This is a genomic window from Frateuria hangzhouensis (genome assembly GCF_026410505.1).
In the GTDB taxonomy this organism is placed as follows: domain Bacteria; phylum Pseudomonadota; class Gammaproteobacteria; order Xanthomonadales; family Rhodanobacteraceae; genus Frateuria_A; species Frateuria_A hangzhouensis.
The window spans coordinates 321,849-339,867 of record NZ_JAPMIU010000002.1 but is presented as its reverse complement, the minus strand read 5'-3'; the positions used below and the strand labels follow the sequence as shown (position 1 = coordinate 339,867).

Below are 18,019 nucleotides of genomic sequence, written 5' to 3'. Positions count from 1 at the left end.
CTACAGGGATGCTCGATTCACTCCCTTTCGCGCGATGCGTTGTAAGGGTCCACTTGTGGGCGATGCTCTTGCGCCTGATCGCTCCGCCAAAAGCATCGCCCACAACAGTGGCTCCTACAGTGGTCGCCGGAAGCTTACGGAGTTTTTCGAGGTTGCCTACATGGGGGCCGGCGGTCAGAGGCCGAACGGCCATGTGTCGGCAGTGCCGGTGCGCGGTTCCTCGCCCAGCGGCTCGACCGCGCGCGTTTCGTCGAACCAGGTGTAGCCGTCGAACTGGCGCGGCAGCGAGCATTCCACATAATGGCTCCAGCGCTCCGTGTCGGGCCGGTAGATCACGCCGATGAAGCGTTCCAGCCGGCCCTCGGCCAGCCGCCTGCACAGGTCCGGATGCACGCCTTCGCGCAGGTCGAGCAGGCCACGCGGCTGACCGGCCTCGTGGAACAGCCGCTCGTAGCTGTCCTGGCGCGAGGGCACCACGTCCATTTCCTTCATCGGCTCGTCCCAGTCGTCGGCGGCGGCGACGGTGCCGGTATGCGTGCCGAAGCCGATCAGTGCGGCGGCGCTGCCGAAGCGCTGCCGGCACAACTGGCCCAGGTTCAGCTCCTCGCGCACCTGGCCCATCTCGGTGTGGCGCGCGTCGCCGATATGCGAGTTGTGCGCCCACACCACCGCCTTCGACTGCGGCCCGCCCGCGGCGAGCAGGTGCTCCAGCGTTTCGAACATGTGGCTGTCGCGCAGGTTCCACGACTCGGCCGAACCGTAGTACATCGCGCGGTAGTAGGCCTCGGCGTTGCTCACCAGGCGCGCGTTCTGCGCCGCGTCGAGGAAGTGCTCGCCGTCGGCCTGGGCATATTCCATGCGGCGCGCGAGCAACTCGCGCAGCGTCTGCACCACCGCCTTCTCGCACAGCGCGTAGCCCGCGGAGAGCGCCATGCGGCCGTACTGCGCGGGCTCCTTGCTCCAGGGCATCAGGCAACCGTAGCGATGGCGGGCGACCTGCGCGGCCCGCGGGTCGACCTTGTCCAGGTAATCGAGCACCGCGCGGATCGAACTGTCCAGGCTGTACAGGTCCAGCCCGTAGAAGCCCGCCTGCGCTTCGGCCGGTCGGCCCGCGTTGTGGCGGCGCAACCAGTCGATGAAGCGGGCGACCTCGCGGTTGCGCCACATCCAGGTCGGGAAGCGCTGGAAGATCGGTTCGTCGCGCGTGGCCGGACGACCGCGCACGTAACGGTCCAGCGCCGCCGCGTCGGGCCAGTCCGCCTCCACGGCGACGATGGTGAAGCCGTGCGCTTCGATCAGCCGGCGGGTGATCGCCGCCCGCGCGCGATAGAACTCGGACGTGCCGTGGCTGGCCTCGCCCAGCAGGACCACGCGGGCATCGGCGTAGCGGTCGAACAGCCGTCCAAACGCGGGATCGTCCAACTCGGGCAGCGGCTCCATCGCCGCGCGGATCAGGTCCGGCAGGCCGCCGCCGTCGACCGGCGCGCGCGCCGCCACCGGCTCCATCGCCGGCACCGGCGCAGCGTCCTGCTCGCTCCAGCCGTAGCTGCCGACCAGCGGCACGAAGCGCACTTCATCCAGTTCCTCGTGCTCGAAGCGATCCTCTTCGACGCGCGTGACCTTGACCAGTCGCTGCCGGTGCAGCGTCTCGCCCACCGGCATCACCAGCCGCCCGCCGATCGCCAGTTGCCGGCGCAACACGTCCGGCACTGCCGGACCGCCGGCGGCAGCGAGGATGGCATCGAACGGCGCGGCCTCCGGCCAACCACCGCTGCCGTCGCCCACGCGCAGCTGGATGTTGCGGTAGCCCAATGCCTCGAAGCGCTGGCGCGCCAGGTCGGCCAGCTCGGGATGGCGCTCGACCGCATGCACGCAAGCAGCCAACGCCGCCATCACCGCGGCGGCATAGCCCGAACCTGCGCCGATCTCCAGCACGCTGTCGCTCTCGTCCAGCTCGGCCGCCTGCAGCATGCGCGCGACGATGAACGGCTGGGAGATGGTCTGCCCGGCCTCGATCGGCAGCGGCGAATCCTCGTAGGCGAACTCGTGCATGGTGCCGGCCACGAACGCCTCGCGCGGAATCGTGCCCATCGCCTCCAGCACCCGCGCATCGGTGATGCCGCGCCCGGCGAGCTGGCGCTCGACCATGCGCTGGCGTTGTCGGGCGAAGTCGGCCATCGGTCACCTCCGGTCGGAACCCGCCACGCTAGTGCGGACCCGATCAACCAGGTGTCAAGCCACACAGCCACCTGGATGGCGGGCGATTGCCGCATGGCGGCGCCAGTCGCCTAGAATCCCCGTCACGTATTGCCGGCCCGTACTGTGTCCCCTCCCCCGCGCAAGATCCTGCATGTCGACATGGACGCGTTCTACGCGTCGGTCGAACAGCGCGACGACCCTTCACTGCGCGGCAGGCCCGTGGTGGTGGCGTGGCGCGGGGCACGTTCGGTGGTGTGCGCGGCCAGCTACGAGGCGCGCGTGTTCGGCGTGCGCTCGGCCATGCCGGCGGTGCGCGCGGAGCGGTTGTGCCCGCAAGCGGTCTTCGTGCCGCCCGATTTCACCCGCTACAAGGCGGTCTCGCGGCAGGTGCGGGCGATCTTCGCGCAGCACACCGAGCTGATCGAACCGCTGTCGCTGGACGAGGCCTACCTGGACGTCACGCGCAGCAAGAGCGGCCTGTCCTCGGCGACAGCCACGGCCGAGGCGATCCGCGCGGCGATCCGCGAGGAAACCGGCCTGACCGCGTCGGCCGGCGTGGCGCCGAACAAGTTCCTGGCCAAGATCGCCTCGGACTGGCGCAAACCCGATGGCCTGTTCGTGATCCGCCCGCACCAGGTCGAGGCGTTCCTCGCGCCGCTGGCGGTAGGGCGGCTGCCGGGCGTGGGCAAGGTGATGGAAGGCAAGCTCGCGGCGATGGGCGTGGCCACGGCGGCCGACCTGCGCACCCAGGGCCTGGCCGCGCTGGAGGAGCGCTTCGGTCGTTGGGGTCGACGCCTGCACCAACTCTCCTGGGGCATCGATGACCATCCGGTACAGCCGGACCGGCTTACCCTGCAGGTATCGGCCGAAGACACCTTCGAACGCGACCTGACGCTGGATGAACTCGAACCGCATATCCGTCGCCTGGCCGAGAAAACGTGGGCCGGCCACCAACGCGAGAAAGGACGCGTCGCGCGCACGGTAGTCCTCAAGCTCAAGACCACCGACTTCCGCACACTTACCCGTAGCTTTTCGCCATCCACCTTGCCGGCTTCCTCGCGCGAGTTGGCCGACGTCGCGTGCGCATTGCGAGCGCGCGCGGAGCAGCCCATCGGCACGCGCTACCGGCTGGTCGGAGTTGGCCTGGCTGGATTCGTCGACCGTGACGGCTTCGTCCACCAACTGGGCTTGTTCAAGTCTGCCGGACTGACGGATTGATCGCTGCTGTTCGATCGCGGGGGCCTCTCGCGAACGCCCATCCAAAAGCTGAGCCGCCCGCTATCACGCGGCATTGCAGCGCGTGTCGGCCGCTATCGCGGCGGCCCGGCCGGCGATACACCCACGGCTGCTGGGGTCGATTGCAAAGTCGTCCCCATGTGCCTGCCCAACGTTGCATCGTCGATGACTGCGAGGTGCCCAAGGCCAGGGCTTGTCAGCAAGGTGGCCACCTCCTGGTGCGCAGCATCCTGGCTTGCGATGCGGTCCAGCTCGTTCGGACGTGGCGCTTGTCGATCAAGCCAGCCGCGTGAGACCTCCTCGACCGAGCGGGCGGTTGCTTTTTCCACGGGAACACCGATTTCGGCAGCGGCGAGGTGATAGTTCACCCGTTGCTCCACGGCCACGGCGCAGGTGATGTTGTTCTGCCGCCGCAGTTCGACGCTGGCCACGGTACCAAAACGGTCCAGTCCAGCTATTCCTGCATTGTGTATGGCCACCGCATCTGTGAGGGCCGCTGCAGCACGCTCGCTATGCGTACCATGGGCCAGTCCGCTACGGTCCTCCATCGCATGCACCTGTCCGAGCAGATTGCTGTAGTAGCGGTGCATGGGGTGGCCTGGGTGACGGAAATCGTCCAGGCACCCCGGCGCTCGCTCCGGAACATCGGGTGTCGCTGGCCACTTCGTGCCAGCGAGGCCAGCCGTAGCCTCACGGCTGGCTTTGAGACTTACATGCAATGCCTGCCAAGTAGCACTACCGACGATGCCGTCACGTTCCAGACCGTGGTCTTGCTGGAAAGCCTCCACAGCGGCCCGTGTGCTCGGACCGAACTTGCCGTCGAGCTCAAGGGGGCGTCGGTGGGCATCGGCGTAGCCCAGGCTGCTGAGCGCACCTTGCAGGCGTCGAACCTCGCCGCCGTGCATGTTTTGCCGGAGGGGAGGTTCATGGACGAGGGCGCGGCCTTCGGCCAAGGCAATGAGATCGGCTTTTTCGCTGGCTATGCGATGGGCGACACTCGCCTTTACGATCGGCGCGGAGCTGGCGAACAACTGGTCGTTATAGGCGAGCTTGTAGTCCTGGATCGCACCGACGATGTCCCGGTCGGACAGTACAGCGATCTCGTAGTCGCTCCCGAACGCTCTTTCCAGGCCTCTGGTGACGATGGAGGTTGTGCGATTTCCGTACTGTACGGAGGTGCTCCACAGTGCATCCTGGACTGCAGGGCCACGAGCTGACAGGTCCAAGCCCGCCGCCGCCAGGCGCTCAACCTGGGCGTCGTAGTGCGTAGCTTTTACGAAGTCGTACTGATCCTGCGCGAAGGCCGGGTCCGTCCTTGCAAGGTCGCCCCATTTTTCGTTGAAAGCGCGAGTTTTCGGCTCCAACCCTTCAAACGCGTCTCTGTACACGGACTGGTCGAGGTAGGCCCTTAGCGTTCCCGAGTTTGTGGACAACTGGAAAGTGCCGTACGAAACACCACCGTGGTCTCCCTTGCCGCTTGAAATCGTGCCGGGCCCACGGCCACCGCTCTCGTAACGCTCGGACGTCTGACCCAGATGCCAGCCAAGTTGAGAATCCATTCCTTCGCTCCATGCGATCGAAAAACGCGCGCCAGCTAGCGCTGGCCCAAGGCCGACTCCAGTTTTGACGCCTGCCTGGCAGTCTCTTCCACATAGCAGCTCGTCGAGGAGACATCGGCAGCCGTTCCGCTGTCCGGAGCGGGGCGGCAACGGGCATCCCGAAGCAAGATCCACTTTCGTTCCGCCGTGCGCAACTGTTCCTGCCTGGGGTCATCCGACTGTGCCATCAGTGACCGATAGGCATTGTTCAAGCGCAGGTTCTGATAGTCGAGTTCGTCCCCCATGCAATCAAGCATCGCCGCGGTCACGCCACCCGAGGCCCCGATACATGCGCCATAAGACGCCCTGATGCCTGGCTGGTTCGTCGCTGCCCCGGTCTCAGGCGATTGCCCATAGGCCACACCTAGCGCAATTGTCGCGAGCAAGCCCACGATTGGATAGCTACGCATCGCTCGTACTCCTTTACGTTTGGTCGCTCGGCCCCCTGTGTCGGCGATGCATTGCTGCAGCCGTGCTTGAAAGACCGTGCGAGGGAAAGCTCCGCCGAATGCGGACCGCTTCTGGAGGCGAGAGCGTCTGCCCTCACCCGCCACGAGCCTTTTCAAGGATGCCTCAGCTTCGTGCACCGGGGTATCAGCGGATTCCTACGGCGAGCCGATGCGATTGCGGAACAAGCGAGCCACAGATAAGCGAATTGCACGCTGCCATGGAAGGCCAGCCGCCATTGGCGGCTGGCCTTCATCCTCACCGGTACGGGCCTACTTCTTCTTGGGCAGATACAGATCGGTGATGGTGCCTTCGTAGACTTCCGCGGCCATCGCCACCGACTCGCTCAGGGTCGGGTGCGGGTGGATGGTCAGCGCAATGTCGGCCGCCTCGGCGCCCATCTCAATGGCCAGCGCCAGTTCGGAAATCAGGTCACCCGCGTGTGGGCCGACGATGCCGGCGCCGACGATGCGGTGGGTTTCCTCGTCGAACAGCAGCTTGGTGAAGCCCTCGGTGCGGTCGATGCCGATGGCGCGGCCGGAGGCGGCCCAGGGGAACTTGCCCACGCCGATCTTCAGGCCCTTCTCCCTGGCTTCGCGCTCGGTCACGCCGACCCAGGCGATTTCGGGGTCGGTGTAGGCGACGGACGGGATCACGCGGGCGTCGAAATGGCTCTTCTCACCGGCGACCACTTCAGCGGCGACGCGTGCCTCGTGGGTGGCCTTGTGCGCCAGCATCGGCTGGCCGACCAGGTCGCCGATGGCGAAGATGTGCGGCACGTTGGTGCGCATCTGCGTGTCGACGTTGATGAAGCCGCGCTCGGTCACGGCGACGCCGGCCTTGTCGGCGCCGATCCTGTTGCCGTTGGGCGAGCGGCCGACGGCGACCAGCACGCGGTCGAACAGCATGGTGTCGGGGGCGTTCTCGCCCTCGTAGCGGACCTCGATGCCCTTCTTGGTGGCCTTGGCCTCGACCACTTTGGTCTTCAGGTGCACGCTCTTGAGCTTGCCGCCCAGACGCTTGGCCAGCGGCTTGCTCAGGTCGGCGTCGGCGCCGGGAATGAGCTGGTCCATGAACTCGACCACGGTCACTTCGCTGCCCAGGCCGGCATACACGGTGGCCATCTCCAGGCCGATGATGCCGCCGCCGACGACCAGCAGCTTCTTCGGGATGTCGGCCAGCTCGAGCGCGCCGGTGGAATCCATCACGCGCGCGTCGTCCCACGGGAACATCGGCAGGCGCACGGCCTGCGAGCCGGCGGCGATGATGGCGTGTTCGAAGCGGATCAGCTTGGTGCCTTCGGCCGTCTCTACTTCCAGCTCGTGCGGCGAGACGAAGCTGCCGGTGCCTTGCACGGTGCGCACCTTGCGCTGTCTGGCCATGCCGGCCAGGCCGCCGGTGAGCTTGCCGACCACCTGGTCCTTGAACTTGCGCAGCTTGTCCAGCTCGATCTTCGGCTTGCCGAAGCTGACGCCATGGGCGGCCATGGCTTCGGCTTCGTCAATCACCGCGGCCGCGTGCAGCAGCGCCTTGGACGGGATGCAGCCGACGTTGAGGCAGACGCCGCCCAGGCTGGCGTAGCGCTCGACCAGCACGGTGTCGACGCCGAGGTCGGCGGCGCGGAAGGCGGCGGTGTAGCCGCCGGGGCCGGAGCCAAGGACGACGAGTTTGCACTCAACGTCTGGCTGGCGGCCGCTGGGGCTTGCCGCTTTTGCTTCCTCTGTCTTACGGGGAGAGGATTGAGGTGAGGGGGCGGGGCTCGCGGGAGAGGTGGTAGATGCGTTCGCTCCGTCGCCAGGCTGTCGCGAGGGTGACCCCTCACCCCGGCCCTCTCCCCGGGGGGCAGAGGGAGCAGAAGCGCTCGCCTCAAGCGTGAGGATCACCGCGCCCTCGGACACCTCGTCGCCCACCTTCACCTTCACGTCCTTGACCGTGCCGGCCGCGCTGGAAGGCACCTCCATGGTCGCCTTGTCCGATTCCAGCGTGACCAGGCTCTGTTCCTTCTCCACGCGGTCGCCGGCCTTCACCAGCACTTCGATCACCGGCACGTTGTCGTGGCCGCCGATATCGGGAACTTTCACTTCGATCGTGTTCGCCATGGCTGCGCCTCCGTCAGAGCAGCAGCCGGCGGATATCGCCGAGCTGGTTGGCCAGGAACGCGGCGAAGCGCGCGGCAAGCGCGCCGTCGATCACGCGGTGGTCGTAGGACAGCGACAGCGGCAGCATCAGCCGCGGCGCAAACTCCCTGCCATTCCACACCGGTTGCATGCGCGCCTTGGACACGCCGAGGATCGCCACCTCCGGCGCGTTGACGATCGGCGTGAACGAGGTGCCGCCGATGCCGCCCAGCGAAGAGATCGAGAAACAGCCGCCGGACATCTCGGCCGGGCCGAGCTTCTTCTCGCGCGCCTTCTTGGAGATCTCGCCAAGCTCGCGGGCCAGATCGAGCAGGCCCTTCTGGTCGCAGTCGCGGATCACCGGCACCACCAGGCCGTCGGGCGTGTCCACCGCGATGCCGATGTGGAAGTACTTCTTCAGGATCAGCTTCTCGCCGGTCCCGTCCAGCGAGGCGTTGAACTGCGGGAATTGCTTGAGCGCCGCCACCACCGCCTTGATCTGGAACACCAGCGGGGTGACTTTCAGGTCCTTGTTTTCGGCGCCGAGCTGCTTGCGGAAGGCTTCCAGTTCGGTGATGTCGGCGTCTTCGTGCTGGGTGACGTGCGGGATCATCGCCCAGTTGCGCGCCAGGTTGGCGCCGGAAATCTTCTGGATGCGCGAGAGCGGCTTTTCCTCGACCGGGCCGAACTTGGAAAAGTCGACCTTCGGCCACGGCAGCAGGTTGAGCCCGCCGCCGGCGGCCACCGGCGCGCCCTGCACCGGGCGCGCGCCCGAGGCGAGTGCATGCTTGACGTAGGCGCTGACGTCCTCGCGCTGGATGCGTCCGCCACGGCCGGAGCCCTTGATCTGCTGGATGTCCACGCCCAGTTCGCGCGCGAAGGCGCGGATGGCGGGACTGGCGTAGGGCGCGTCGCCGGGCATCACGATGCGCGCGTCGAACGGCGGGCGCTCCTGCGGACGCACGTCGCCCTCGGCCACGGGGCCGGGCTGTGCGCCGCGACCGGCGGCCGGCGCGGGTTTTTCGGGACCGCCGCCGCTGATCGGCAGGCCGGTGGCGGAACGCGCGTCGGGCGAGGCGGCCGGGGCCGAGGCCGGCGCCGGCGCGGCGGGAGCGGGTGCGGCAGCGCCGCCTTCGATCAGCGCGATGACGTCGCCTTCGGAGACCTCGTCGCCGACTCCGAGCTTGAGGTCCTTGACCACGCCAGCAAACGGCGCGGGCACTTCCATGGTCGCCTTGTCCGACTCCAGCGTGATCAGGCTCTGGTCCTTGGCGACGGTGTCGCCGACCTTCACCAGCACCTCGATCACCGGCACATTGCCGTGGCCGCCGATGTCCGGCACGCGTGCTTCACGCACGCCGCCGGCCGCCGGGGCAGCGGCCGGTGGCGGCTGCGGCGCGGCCTCGTCGACGGCGCCCTTGCCCGAGCCGGGTTCGGCGGCCCTGGCCTGCTGGCTGGACAGCGGTGCCGCCGCGGGAGCGGGCGCTGCGGCCGGCGCGGGAGCGGGCGCTGCGGCCGGCGCGGGGGCGGGCGCTGCGGCCGGCGCTGGCGCGGCCGCGCCGCCCTCGGCCTCGATGGTCGCGATCACCGCGCCCTCGGAGACTTCGTCGCCGACCTTGAGCCTGACCTCCTTGACCACGCCGGCGAACGGCGCGGGCACTTCCATGGTCGCCTTGTCCGACTCCAGCGTGATCAGGCTCTGTTCCTTCTCGACGCGGTCGCCGGGTTTGACCAGCACTTCGATCACCGGCACGTTGTCGTGGCCGCCGATGTCGGGGACGCGTGCTTCTTTGGGGTCGGCCATGGGGGTCTCCTGCGGATGGCTACGGCGCACCGCCCGGGGATGACGGCCGCGCAAGGCCTCCCATGATAGCGAACGGCCGGCCGCCGCGTAGCCTCGGGCGGACAAGGCTGAAAAACCGCCGGACGGCGCCGCAAGCCGTTACCGTGGCCACGCCGTGCGCCCGGCGCCGCGCCGGCCGGCGCCCGGGGCGAGCGGCCCGGGAACCCCATGCATGACCTTGTGCCGATGTGTCCGCCCGCGGCGCTACCTATGCTGGTGCCATGGCGCGCTGCGCGGGGCGGCGCGGAGGAGAACGCATGCTGACCATCCGCCACTTGTCCAAGACCTACGCCAACGGCGTGCGTGCGCTGCGCGGCATCGATCTGGACATTCCCCATGGCATGTTCGGCCTGCTCGGCCCCAACGGCGCGGGTAAATCCTCGCTGATGCGCACGATCGCGACGCTGCAGGACCCCGACCAGGGCAGCATCGAACTGGACGGCCTGGACCTGCTGGCCGACAAGCCGGCCACGCGCCGCCTGCTCGGCTACCTGCCGCAGGAGTTCGGCGTCTATCCGAAGGTGTCGGCCGAGGCGATGCTGGACCACTTCGCCGTGCTCAAGGGCGTCACCGCGCGCGGCGAACGGCGCGAACTCACCGAGGCACTGCTGCGCCAGGTCAACCTGTGGGACGTGCGCAAGCGGAAGCTCGGCACCTTCTCCGGCGGCATGCGCCAGCGCTTCGGCATCGCCCAGGCGCTGATCGGCAACCCGAAGCTGGTGATCGTGGACGAGCCCACCGCCGGCCTGGACCCGGAGGAGCGCAACCGCTTCCTCAACCTGCTGGCCGAGATCGGCGAGACGGTGGTGGTGATCCTGTCCACCCACATCGTGGCCGACGTGACCGACCTGTGCCCGCGCATGGCGATCATCGGCCAGGGCCAGGTGCTGCTCACCGGCGAGCCGCGCGAGGCCATCCGCAGCCTGGACGGGCACGTATGGCGGCGCTCGATCGACAAGGCGGAACTGGACAGCTACCGCGCCCGCATGACGATCCTCTCTACCCGCCTGGCCGGCGGCCGCACGCTGCTGCACGTGCTGGCCGAGGCGCGCCCGGAGCCGGGCTTCGAGCCGGTGGCGCCGGACCTGGAAGACGTCTATTTCGGCCGCCTGCGCGCGCAGGCCACGGCGCGGGCCGCCTGACGCCATGCTGGGGGAAATCTTCCGCTTCGAGTGGCGCCAGCAGTGGCGGGCGCCGCTGTTCTGGATCATGGCGCTGGCCTTCGGAGCACTGGCCTTCGCGGTCGCCTGCACCGATGCGGTGATGATCGGCGGCGCCAGCGGCAACGTGCTGCGCAACGCGCCGATGGTGATCGTGCGGCTGATCACCGCGTTCACGATTTTCGGCATGCTCGCCGGCGGCGTGTTCGTCGCCGGCGCAGCGCTGCGCGATTTCGACAACGACACCGCCGAGCTGATGTTCGCCACCCCGGTCGGCCGCGGCGCCTACCTGGGCGGCCGGCTGGCGGCCGGCTACGCGGCAGCGGTGGCGATCATGCTGGCGGTGGCGCTGGGCGTGGCACTGGGCGGTGCGATGCCGTGGATCGATCCGGCACGGCTGGGCCCGGCGGACTGGCAGGGCTACGCCTGGGCATTCGGCGTGATGGTGCTGCCGGACATGCTGTTCGTGGCGGCGCTGCTGTTCCTGCTGGCCACGGTGACCCGCTCGCTGCTGGCCACCTACATCGGGGTGATCGCCTTTCTCGTGCTGCTGTCGCTGTCGGGCCTGCTCACGCGCGACGTCAACCACCATGTACTGGCCGCGATGCTCGATCCGTTCGGCGGTCGCACGCTGGGCATCGTCACCCGCTACTGGTCCGCGGACGAGCTCAACCGGCGCCTGCCGCCGCTGGAAGGCCTGCTGCTGTGGAACCGCTTGCTGTGGCTGGGCGTCTCGGCGCTGCTGGCCGGCGCCGCGTTCGCGCTCTTCCGCACCAATCGCGAAGGCCTGCGCCTGTCGCGGCGCAAGCCGCGTGCCGAGCCGCCGCTGCTGCGCCCGGTGGCCGGCGCGCCGCGCATCCGCCTGCCGGCGGTGCGGATGGCCTACGACCTGCGCGCCCGCCTGGCGCAGCTGCGCGCACTGCTGGCGTTCGACCTGGGCCAGGTGCTGCGCGGCGTGCCGTTCCTGGTGATGCTGGCGTTCGGGCTGGTCAACCTGCTGTTCGCGCTGGCGTTCGCGGGCGAGATCTACGGCACCGCCACCTATCCGGTTACCCATTCGGTGCTCGCCACGGTGCAGGGCAGCTTCCATTGGCTGCTGGCGATCATCGTGACCTTCTACGCCGGCGAGCTGGTGTGGCGCGAGCGCGACCGGCACACCGCCGAGGTCGTCGACGCCTTTCCGCTGCCGGACTGGCTGCCGCTCGCGGCGCGGCTGCTGGCGCTGGTCGCGGTGGCGCTGGGATACCTGGCGGTGGGTGACCTGGTCGGCATCGCGTGGCAGCTCGCCCATGGCTACACGCGGCTGGAGCCGGGTCTGTATCTGGCTACGCTGGGGCTCGACGCGGCGCCGTTCGTGTTGCTGGCGGTGCTGATGCTGCTGTTCCAGACGCTCGCCGGCAGCAAGTTCATGGGCTACCTGCTGGGCATCGTATGGCTGGTGGCTTCGATCATCGGCTTCCCGCTGCTGCATTGGGACCACAACCTTTTCATCTACGGCCATGCGCCGTCGGTGCCGTACTCGGACATGAACGGCTTCGGCCATTTCCTTGCCGGCGCGCTGTGGTTCGACCTCTATTGGGGCTTCGCCGCGGCGGCACTGCTGGTGGTGGCATCGCTATTCAGCGTGCGCGGCACCGGGCAGGCCGGGCGCGAACGCCTGCACGAGGCGCGCGCGCGCCTGCGTCGTCCGGCGGCGATCGCGCTGGGTGTGGCGCTTACCGGTTTCGTGCTGACCGGCGCGTGGATCTTCTACAACACCAACGTGCTCAACCACTACGAAAGCAGCGAGCAGGCCCAGCGCAAACGCGCCGATTACGAAAAGGCCTACGCCCGCTACAAGGACCTGCCGCAGCCACGCATCAGCGCGGTGAACACCGCGGTGGACATCTACCCGTACCAGCGCAGGCTCGAGATCCGCGGCCACTACACGCTGGTCAACCGCACCTCCGGGCCGATCGACGCGCTGCACGTGAACTTCGATACCGACCTGGCCGTCAAGTCGCTGCGCTTCGCGCCACACGAGACGGTCAGCGACGACAAGCGGCTGGGCTATGCGATCTACCGGCTGAAGACGCCGTTGGCGCCCGGCGCATCGATGGCCTTCGATTTTGACCTCGAGTACACCCCGCGCGGCTTCACCAACGAACCGTCCGGCCAGTTCCTGGTCGCCAATGGCAGCTTCTTCGACAGCGGCATGCTGCCGCATTTCGGCTACCAGAGCGACGCGCAGCTCACCGACCGCAGCGACCGTCGCAAGTACGGCCTGCCGCCGCACGTGCCGCGCATGCCCAGGCTGGGTGACGCCCGGGCGCTGGGCAACAACTACGTCAGCAACGACGCGGACTGGATCGAGTTTTCCACCACCGTCTCCACCTCCGCCGACCAGACCGCGCTGGCACCCGGATACCTGACCAAGAGCTGGACGGCCAACGGCCGGCGCTATTTCACCTACACCATGGACCGGCCGATGCTGGACTTCTACTCGTGGCTGTCGGCGCGCTACGCGGTGAAGAAGGACAGCTACCAAGGCATCGCCATCGAGGTCTATTACGATCCGGCACACGCCTGGAACGTCGAGCGCATGATCGAGGCGGTGAAGGACTCACTGGCGTACTACCAGGCGCATTTCACGCCCTACCAGTACCGCCAGGTGCGCATCCTGGAGTTCCCCAACTACCGGACTTTCGCGCAGTCCTTCGCCAACACGATTCCCTACTCCGAATCGCTCGGCTTCATCGCCGACCTGCGGGATCGGTCGAAGATCGACTACGTCTACTACGTCACCGCGCACGAGGTTGCGCACCAGTGGTGGGCGCACCAGGTGATCGGCGCCCACATGCAGGGCTCGACCATGTTGAGCGAATCGCTGGCGCAGTATTCGGCGCTGATGGTGATGAAGCACAAGTACGGCGCCGACCAGATGCGCAAGTTCCTCAAGTACGAGCTGGACAAGTACCTGATGAGCCGCGCCACCGAAAAGGTGGCCGAGGAGCCGCTGGCGAAGGTGGAGAACCAGCAGTACATCCACTACAACAAGGGCTCGCTGGTGTTCTACGCGCTGCAGGACTATGTCGGCGAAGCGAACCTCGATCGCTTGCTCAGGCAGTTCCTGCTCGCCTGGCAATTCCGCGGCCCGCCCTACCCCAGCTCCCAGGATTTCATGGACACCCTCGCCCGCGGTCTCGGCGCCAAGTGGAAGGGCCTGCTGGATGATCTGTTCTGGAAGATCACGCTGTTCGACAACCGGATCAGCGAGGCCGCCGCTTCGAGGCTGCCGGACGGCCGCTACCAGGTGACCCTGAAGGTGCACGCCGGCAAGGTGCACGTCGACGGCACCGGCAGGGAGACGCCCGCCGAAACGGACGTGCCGGTCGATATCGGCGTGTTCGCCGCCTCCCCGGGCAAGGGCCGGGACGGCGAGCCGCTGTACCTGGAAAAACGCTTGCTGCCGGCCGGCGACAGCACGATTACGGTGATCGTCAAGGACAAGCCGGCCGAAGCAGGCATCGATCCGTTCAACGAACTGATCGATCGGGTATCGGGCGACAACCGGCGGCCGGTGGTGATGCAGTAGCCGTTCCCCGGCAGGAACGAACCGCCTTTCGTAGGAGCCCACTTGTGGGCGATGCTCTTTCGGACCTCATGCCAGAAGGCATCGCCCACAAGTGGGCTCCTACAGAACCGACGTCAGCCGGCTTTCCCGCTCCCATCCGCCAATGCGCCCTGCACCACGGTCAGTTCGCGCTGCGGGTAGGGAATGCTGATGCCCACGTCGGCGAAGCGCTCCTTGATACTGCGCAGCAACTCCGTCTGCGTGGCCCACAGATCCTCGCTGCGCGTCCAGGCACGAATGATCAGGTCCACCGAACTCTCCGCCAGCGTCCCGGTCACCACGCTCGGCGGCGGCTCATCGAGAATGCGCGAGTCGGCCGCGAACAGCCTCTCGACCTCGCCGATCGCCTGGCCGATGTCGTCCTTGTAGCCGATGCCCACCTTCAGCTCGAACCGGCGCGTGCCGCGGCGGTTGGCGTTGATGATGGCGTCGCTGCCGATCTTGGCATTGGGCACGATCGCCTCGCGGTTGTCCGGCAGCACCAGCAACGTATACATCAGGTTGACCGTCTCCACCGTGCCGTCGACGCCGCCGGCGTGAACGAAGTCGCCCGCGCGGAACGGCCGGAACACGATCAGCAGCACGCCCCAGGCCAGGTTGCTGAGCGAGCCCTGCAGGGCCAGGCCGATGGCCAGGCCGCTGGCGCCGAGCGCGGCGACCAGCGGCGCCGAAGGCACGCCCGCGGTGATCAGCGCGCTGACCACCAGCACCGCCACCAGCACGCCATAGAGAAGATTGCGCAGGAAGCCGATCAGCGTGGCGTCCACGCTCGCCCGCTGCATCGCCCGCTGGACCAGGTTGGCCACGCGCGCGGCCAGCCAGGTGCCGATCAGCAGGATCAGCAGCGCGACCAGGATGTTGATTCCCAGTCGCGTGGCGTTTTCGGAAAAATGGATCCGGGCGAGCAGGTCGGGCATGGCGGGCTCCGCGTACGAACGGGGCCGTCAAACTAGCAGAACGCCCGTGGCGCCCGGCAAGCGAGCAGGCAAAAAAAAACGCCGCGCCGGCCTGGGGAAACCGGCGCGGCGCATGGGCCGCGATGTGGGGGAGCGGCCAGCCCGCCGCCGAGGGGGTGGCTAGCGGGCTTCGGGCTTCGTCTTGGCGGAAGCCTCGTTGTCATGCTCGGCCTGGTGTTCGACCAGCGCCAGGCGCGAACCGTCCTTCAGGCGGAACTCGAACTGCTGCTGCAGCTCGTCCAGCCGCGCCAGGCGCGGGCACAGCGCCTCGGCGCGTTCGCCCAACTTGTCCGCGCGCGCGTTGACCTGCGTTTCGATGCTGTGGTCGAGCGAGTCGGCGCGTGCCTCCAGCGCGGCGACCTGGCTCTCGTCGCCGCTGAGCGCGGCCTTGACCGCCTTGGCGGTGACCGTGCTCACCAAGGTCGAGACCGCATCGCCAATCTGGTTCTCCATCAGGTCCTGCACGCCGTGCTGGCGCCACTGGCCGCTGCCCAGTCCGTTGTCGAGCTTGGCCAGCGCCTGCTTGTGCTGCACGTTGAGCTCGCGGGTCAGGCGGCTGCGCTCGTCCGGATCCTCGGCAAAGCTGGCAACCACGGTGGTGAGTGCATCGAAACCGATGTCCACGCCTTCGCGCGCGATCGAGGCCACCTCGGGCAACAGGCTGCGGACCTGGCCCTCGTATTCGCGCAGGCGCCTGGCGTCACCAGCGGAAACAGCCAGCTCCCTGCCATCCACGCGCACCGCGCCGTCGTGCATGAACACGCGGCCGGGCGTGCCGTCCTCCCGCTCGAAGGTGATGCCGTCCGGCTTGACCAGCACGTCGTAGTCGGTCTCGAAACTGCATTGCTGTTCGCCGACGTGGACGCCCGCCTGGGCAGGCATACCCACGGCCAGGCCGGCGGCGAGCACGAAGGAAATGATCAGCGGGCGCATGGCGGGACTCCATGATCGATGGTGGCCCCAGCTTCGCGCGTGCCTTCCCCGGCGGCATGGGCCAGGTGTCATGCCGTGCCATCGGTCATGTCCCGGCAGGGCATCGGCGGCTAAGGCCGCTGTTCGATCTCCGCCACCTCGCCGTCGATCATCGTCACGGTGATTTCGCTGCCGTCGCGGCGGTAGACCCAGCGTTCGCTGGCCGGCGTGATCACCACCGCGCCGCGGCCGTGGCGCCTGGCGCGTTGGTGCGTCACGCGGCTGGGCCGGCCCAGCAGTTCACGCACTTGCGCGGGGCTGTCGCCGGCCACCAGCAGGCGGCTGCCCACACGCAGCGTGTCCGAAGCAAAGGCTGAAAACGCCAGCAGCCACAAGCCGGCGAGCAGGATGATGCGCATGTCGTACTCCTTCCCTGGGTCAAGGCCCGGATCACTCCGTCCGGGCGCCATTGCAGCTCCTTCAGCGCTGCTCGATCTGGATGTCGCCGACTTTGCCGGCCATGATGGTCACCGTGACCATGCGGCCATCGACCTGGTACTGCCAGCGCTCGCCGCGGAAGGCACCAAACCGGTCCTCGATCGGCTCCTTGTATTGCGGGTCGCCGAGCAGGCTTCGCGTGAACACCGCGCTGTCACCGACGGTCAGGACCCGGCTGCCGACGCGGTACGTATTGCCCGCGTGTGCCCACGGGCTGGCCGTCAGCCATGCCAGCGCACACACGACGCCCAACAGGAGCTTGCGCATTGTCCATTCTCCCTTCGTGACCGGACGTTCGCTATAGGCCCGCTCGGCCGGCGCGCCCTAAAACCCGCCGCCCTCGGCCAGGTAGGCCTGCTCGTCCGCCGTGCCAGGCCGGCCCAGCGCCGCGTTGCGATGCGGGAAGCGGCCATAGCGGGCGACGACTTCGCAATGCCGGCGGGCGTAGTCGAGAAAGCTCTCATATTGCCCGCGCGCGTTGGGCGAAGCCTGTAGGGAAAGCGCGCGGAACAGCGTCACCGAACGCCATTGCAGCGCGAGGTCCTCGGCGTGCTCCAGCGGCAGGTAGGCGAACACGCGCTCCAGCGGCGCCAGCGCCTCGTCGTCGCGGCGCGCCAGCCCTTCGAGCGCCAGCGCCTGCGCCTTGGCGTCCTGCGCAAACGCGCGTGCGCTGCCGCGATGGATGTTGCGGCTGAACTGGTCCAGCACGATCAACAGCGCCAGCCAGCCGTGCGGAGTCACCGCCCAGTCGTCGAGCGCGTCGTTGGCCGCCGCCTCCAGCGTGGGGCCGAATCGCCCGGCGATGACCTGGTCGAAGTCGGCATCGCGCACGAACCAGCGCACCGCGTTCTCGTCGGCAAACCAGAAATCCAGTACGTCCTGCGCGCTCGCGATCATGCCGTTCCTCCCGGGCGTGCCCCAGGCGGGCTGAGCTTAGCAGCGTCGGGCCCGGGCAAGGCTATGCATGTCCAGGTGAATGCCCTGCAGCCGCGGCAACTGCCGGCGCAGTACCAGCGCGGCGTCCGGGGACGCGCGCTGCAGGCCCTCTTCGAAGGCGTGCACCAGTGCCGCTTCTCCGTGCGCCAGGCGGGCGATCCAGGCGACGTCGCGACGCGGCGTGTCCGGCAGCAGCCACTCGATCAACTGGCGCCGGGCCGCGCCGCCCAGGCGCCCGCGTCGCGCCGGAATGCCGCCGAGCTGGCCGACCTGCAGTTGCAGGTCGGCGATCACCTGATCCAGCGCACCGGCGTTCTCGCCCAGCACCGCGCGCAGGCCCGGCTCGGTCGCCTGCGCCGAGGCGTCGCGGTACATCGCACGCAGGTCGATGCCACGGCGGATCAGTGCGTTGAAGAGCGTTTGCGGGCGTGGCGCCACGTCGGACGTTTCCTGGGGAAAAGGGGAACGCGGCCATGGTCGGCCCTGCGCACTTAGCCGCGGATT

14 protein-coding genes are annotated in these 18,019 nt (G+C 68.2%); 3 read left to right on the top strand and 11 right to left on the bottom strand.

Annotated elements, in window-relative coordinates:
- Positions 1-174: 174 nt before the first annotated feature.
- On the bottom strand, positions 175-2,178 hold the full coding sequence (locus tag OSC30_RS03355; RefSeq protein WP_267170409.1) for a protein-L-isoaspartate(D-aspartate) O-methyltransferase: 2,004 nt from the start codon (positions 2,176-2,178) through the stop codon (positions 175-177).
- A gap of 144 nt (positions 2,179-2,322) precedes the next feature.
- Here OSC30_RS03355 and dinB point away from each other — a divergent pair, with 144 nt between their 5' ends.
- Complete coding sequence (gene dinB, locus OSC30_RS03350; RefSeq protein WP_267170408.1) at positions 2,323-3,417, top strand: DNA polymerase IV; 1,095 nt, start codon at positions 2,323-2,325, stop codon at positions 3,415-3,417.
- A 92-nt stretch (positions 3,418-3,509) separates the two neighbouring features.
- Here dinB and OSC30_RS03345 read toward each other — a convergent pair whose 3' ends face one another.
- The 4 genes from OSC30_RS03345 to aceF all read right to left on the bottom strand — a co-directional run bounded on the left by OSC30_RS03345 (position 3,510) and on the right by aceF (position 9,401).
- Positions 3,510-4,994 carry a peptidoglycan-binding domain-containing protein gene (locus tag OSC30_RS03345; RefSeq protein WP_267170407.1) on the bottom strand — a complete coding sequence of 495 codons (1,485 nt, stop codon included), beginning with the start codon at positions 4,992-4,994 and terminating at the stop codon, positions 3,510-3,512.
- Between the two features lie 35 nt (positions 4,995-5,029).
- Positions 5,030-5,443, bottom strand: a complete 414-nt coding sequence (locus OSC30_RS03340; protein WP_267170406.1) for a lysozyme inhibitor LprI family protein — start codon at positions 5,441-5,443, stop codon at positions 5,030-5,032.
- Between the two features lie 309 nt (positions 5,444-5,752).
- A complete protein-coding gene (lpdA, locus tag OSC30_RS03335) occupies positions 5,753-7,579 on the bottom strand; it encodes a dihydrolipoyl dehydrogenase (RefSeq protein WP_267170405.1) in 1,827 nt (608 codons plus the stop codon).
- A 13-nt stretch (positions 7,580-7,592) separates the two neighbouring features.
- On the bottom strand, positions 7,593-9,401 hold the full coding sequence (aceF, locus tag OSC30_RS03330; protein ID WP_267170404.1) for a dihydrolipoyllysine-residue acetyltransferase: 1,809 nt from the start codon (positions 9,399-9,401) through the stop codon (positions 7,593-7,595).
- Between the two features lie 296 nt (positions 9,402-9,697).
- Here aceF and OSC30_RS03325 point away from each other — a divergent pair, with 296 nt between their 5' ends.
- Complete coding sequence (locus OSC30_RS03325) at positions 9,698-10,582, top strand: ABC transporter ATP-binding protein (RefSeq protein WP_267170403.1); 885 nt, start codon at positions 9,698-9,700, stop codon at positions 10,580-10,582.
- 4 nt (positions 10,583-10,586) lie between these two features.
- On the top strand, positions 10,587-14,174 hold the full coding sequence (locus OSC30_RS03320) for a M1 family aminopeptidase (RefSeq protein ID WP_267170402.1): 3,588 nt from the start codon (positions 10,587-10,589) through the stop codon (positions 14,172-14,174).
- 113 nt (positions 14,175-14,287) lie between these two features.
- On the opposite strand, the gene OSC30_RS03315 is transcribed toward OSC30_RS03320, so the two are convergent.
- From OSC30_RS03315 to OSC30_RS03290, 6 genes are all read right to left on the bottom strand, one after another.
- Entirely contained in the window at positions 14,288-15,130 is an 843-nt protein-coding gene (locus OSC30_RS03315; protein WP_267170401.1) for a mechanosensitive ion channel family protein, read from the bottom strand.
- 159 nt (positions 15,131-15,289) lie between these two features.
- A complete protein-coding gene (locus OSC30_RS03310; RefSeq protein WP_267170400.1) occupies positions 15,290-16,102 on the bottom strand; it encodes a DUF2884 family protein in 813 nt (270 codons plus the stop codon).
- Positions 16,103-16,212: 110 nt separating this feature from the next.
- Positions 16,213-16,500, bottom strand: coding sequence for a hypothetical protein (locus OSC30_RS03305; protein ID WP_267170399.1), 288 nt, complete (start codon positions 16,498-16,500; stop codon positions 16,213-16,215).
- A 61-nt stretch (positions 16,501-16,561) separates the two neighbouring features.
- A complete protein-coding gene (locus OSC30_RS03300; RefSeq protein ID WP_267170398.1) occupies positions 16,562-16,846 on the bottom strand; it encodes a DUF2845 domain-containing protein in 285 nt (94 codons plus the stop codon).
- Positions 16,847-16,903: 57 nt separating this feature from the next.
- Entirely contained in the window at positions 16,904-17,476 is a 573-nt protein-coding gene (locus OSC30_RS03295; protein ID WP_267170397.1) for a DUF924 family protein, read from the bottom strand.
- 36 nt (positions 17,477-17,512) lie between these two features.
- Complete coding sequence (locus tag OSC30_RS03290; protein ID WP_267170396.1) at positions 17,513-17,953, bottom strand: DUF2383 domain-containing protein; 441 nt, start codon at positions 17,951-17,953, stop codon at positions 17,513-17,515.
- Between the last annotated feature and the right edge of the window lie 66 nt (positions 17,954-18,019).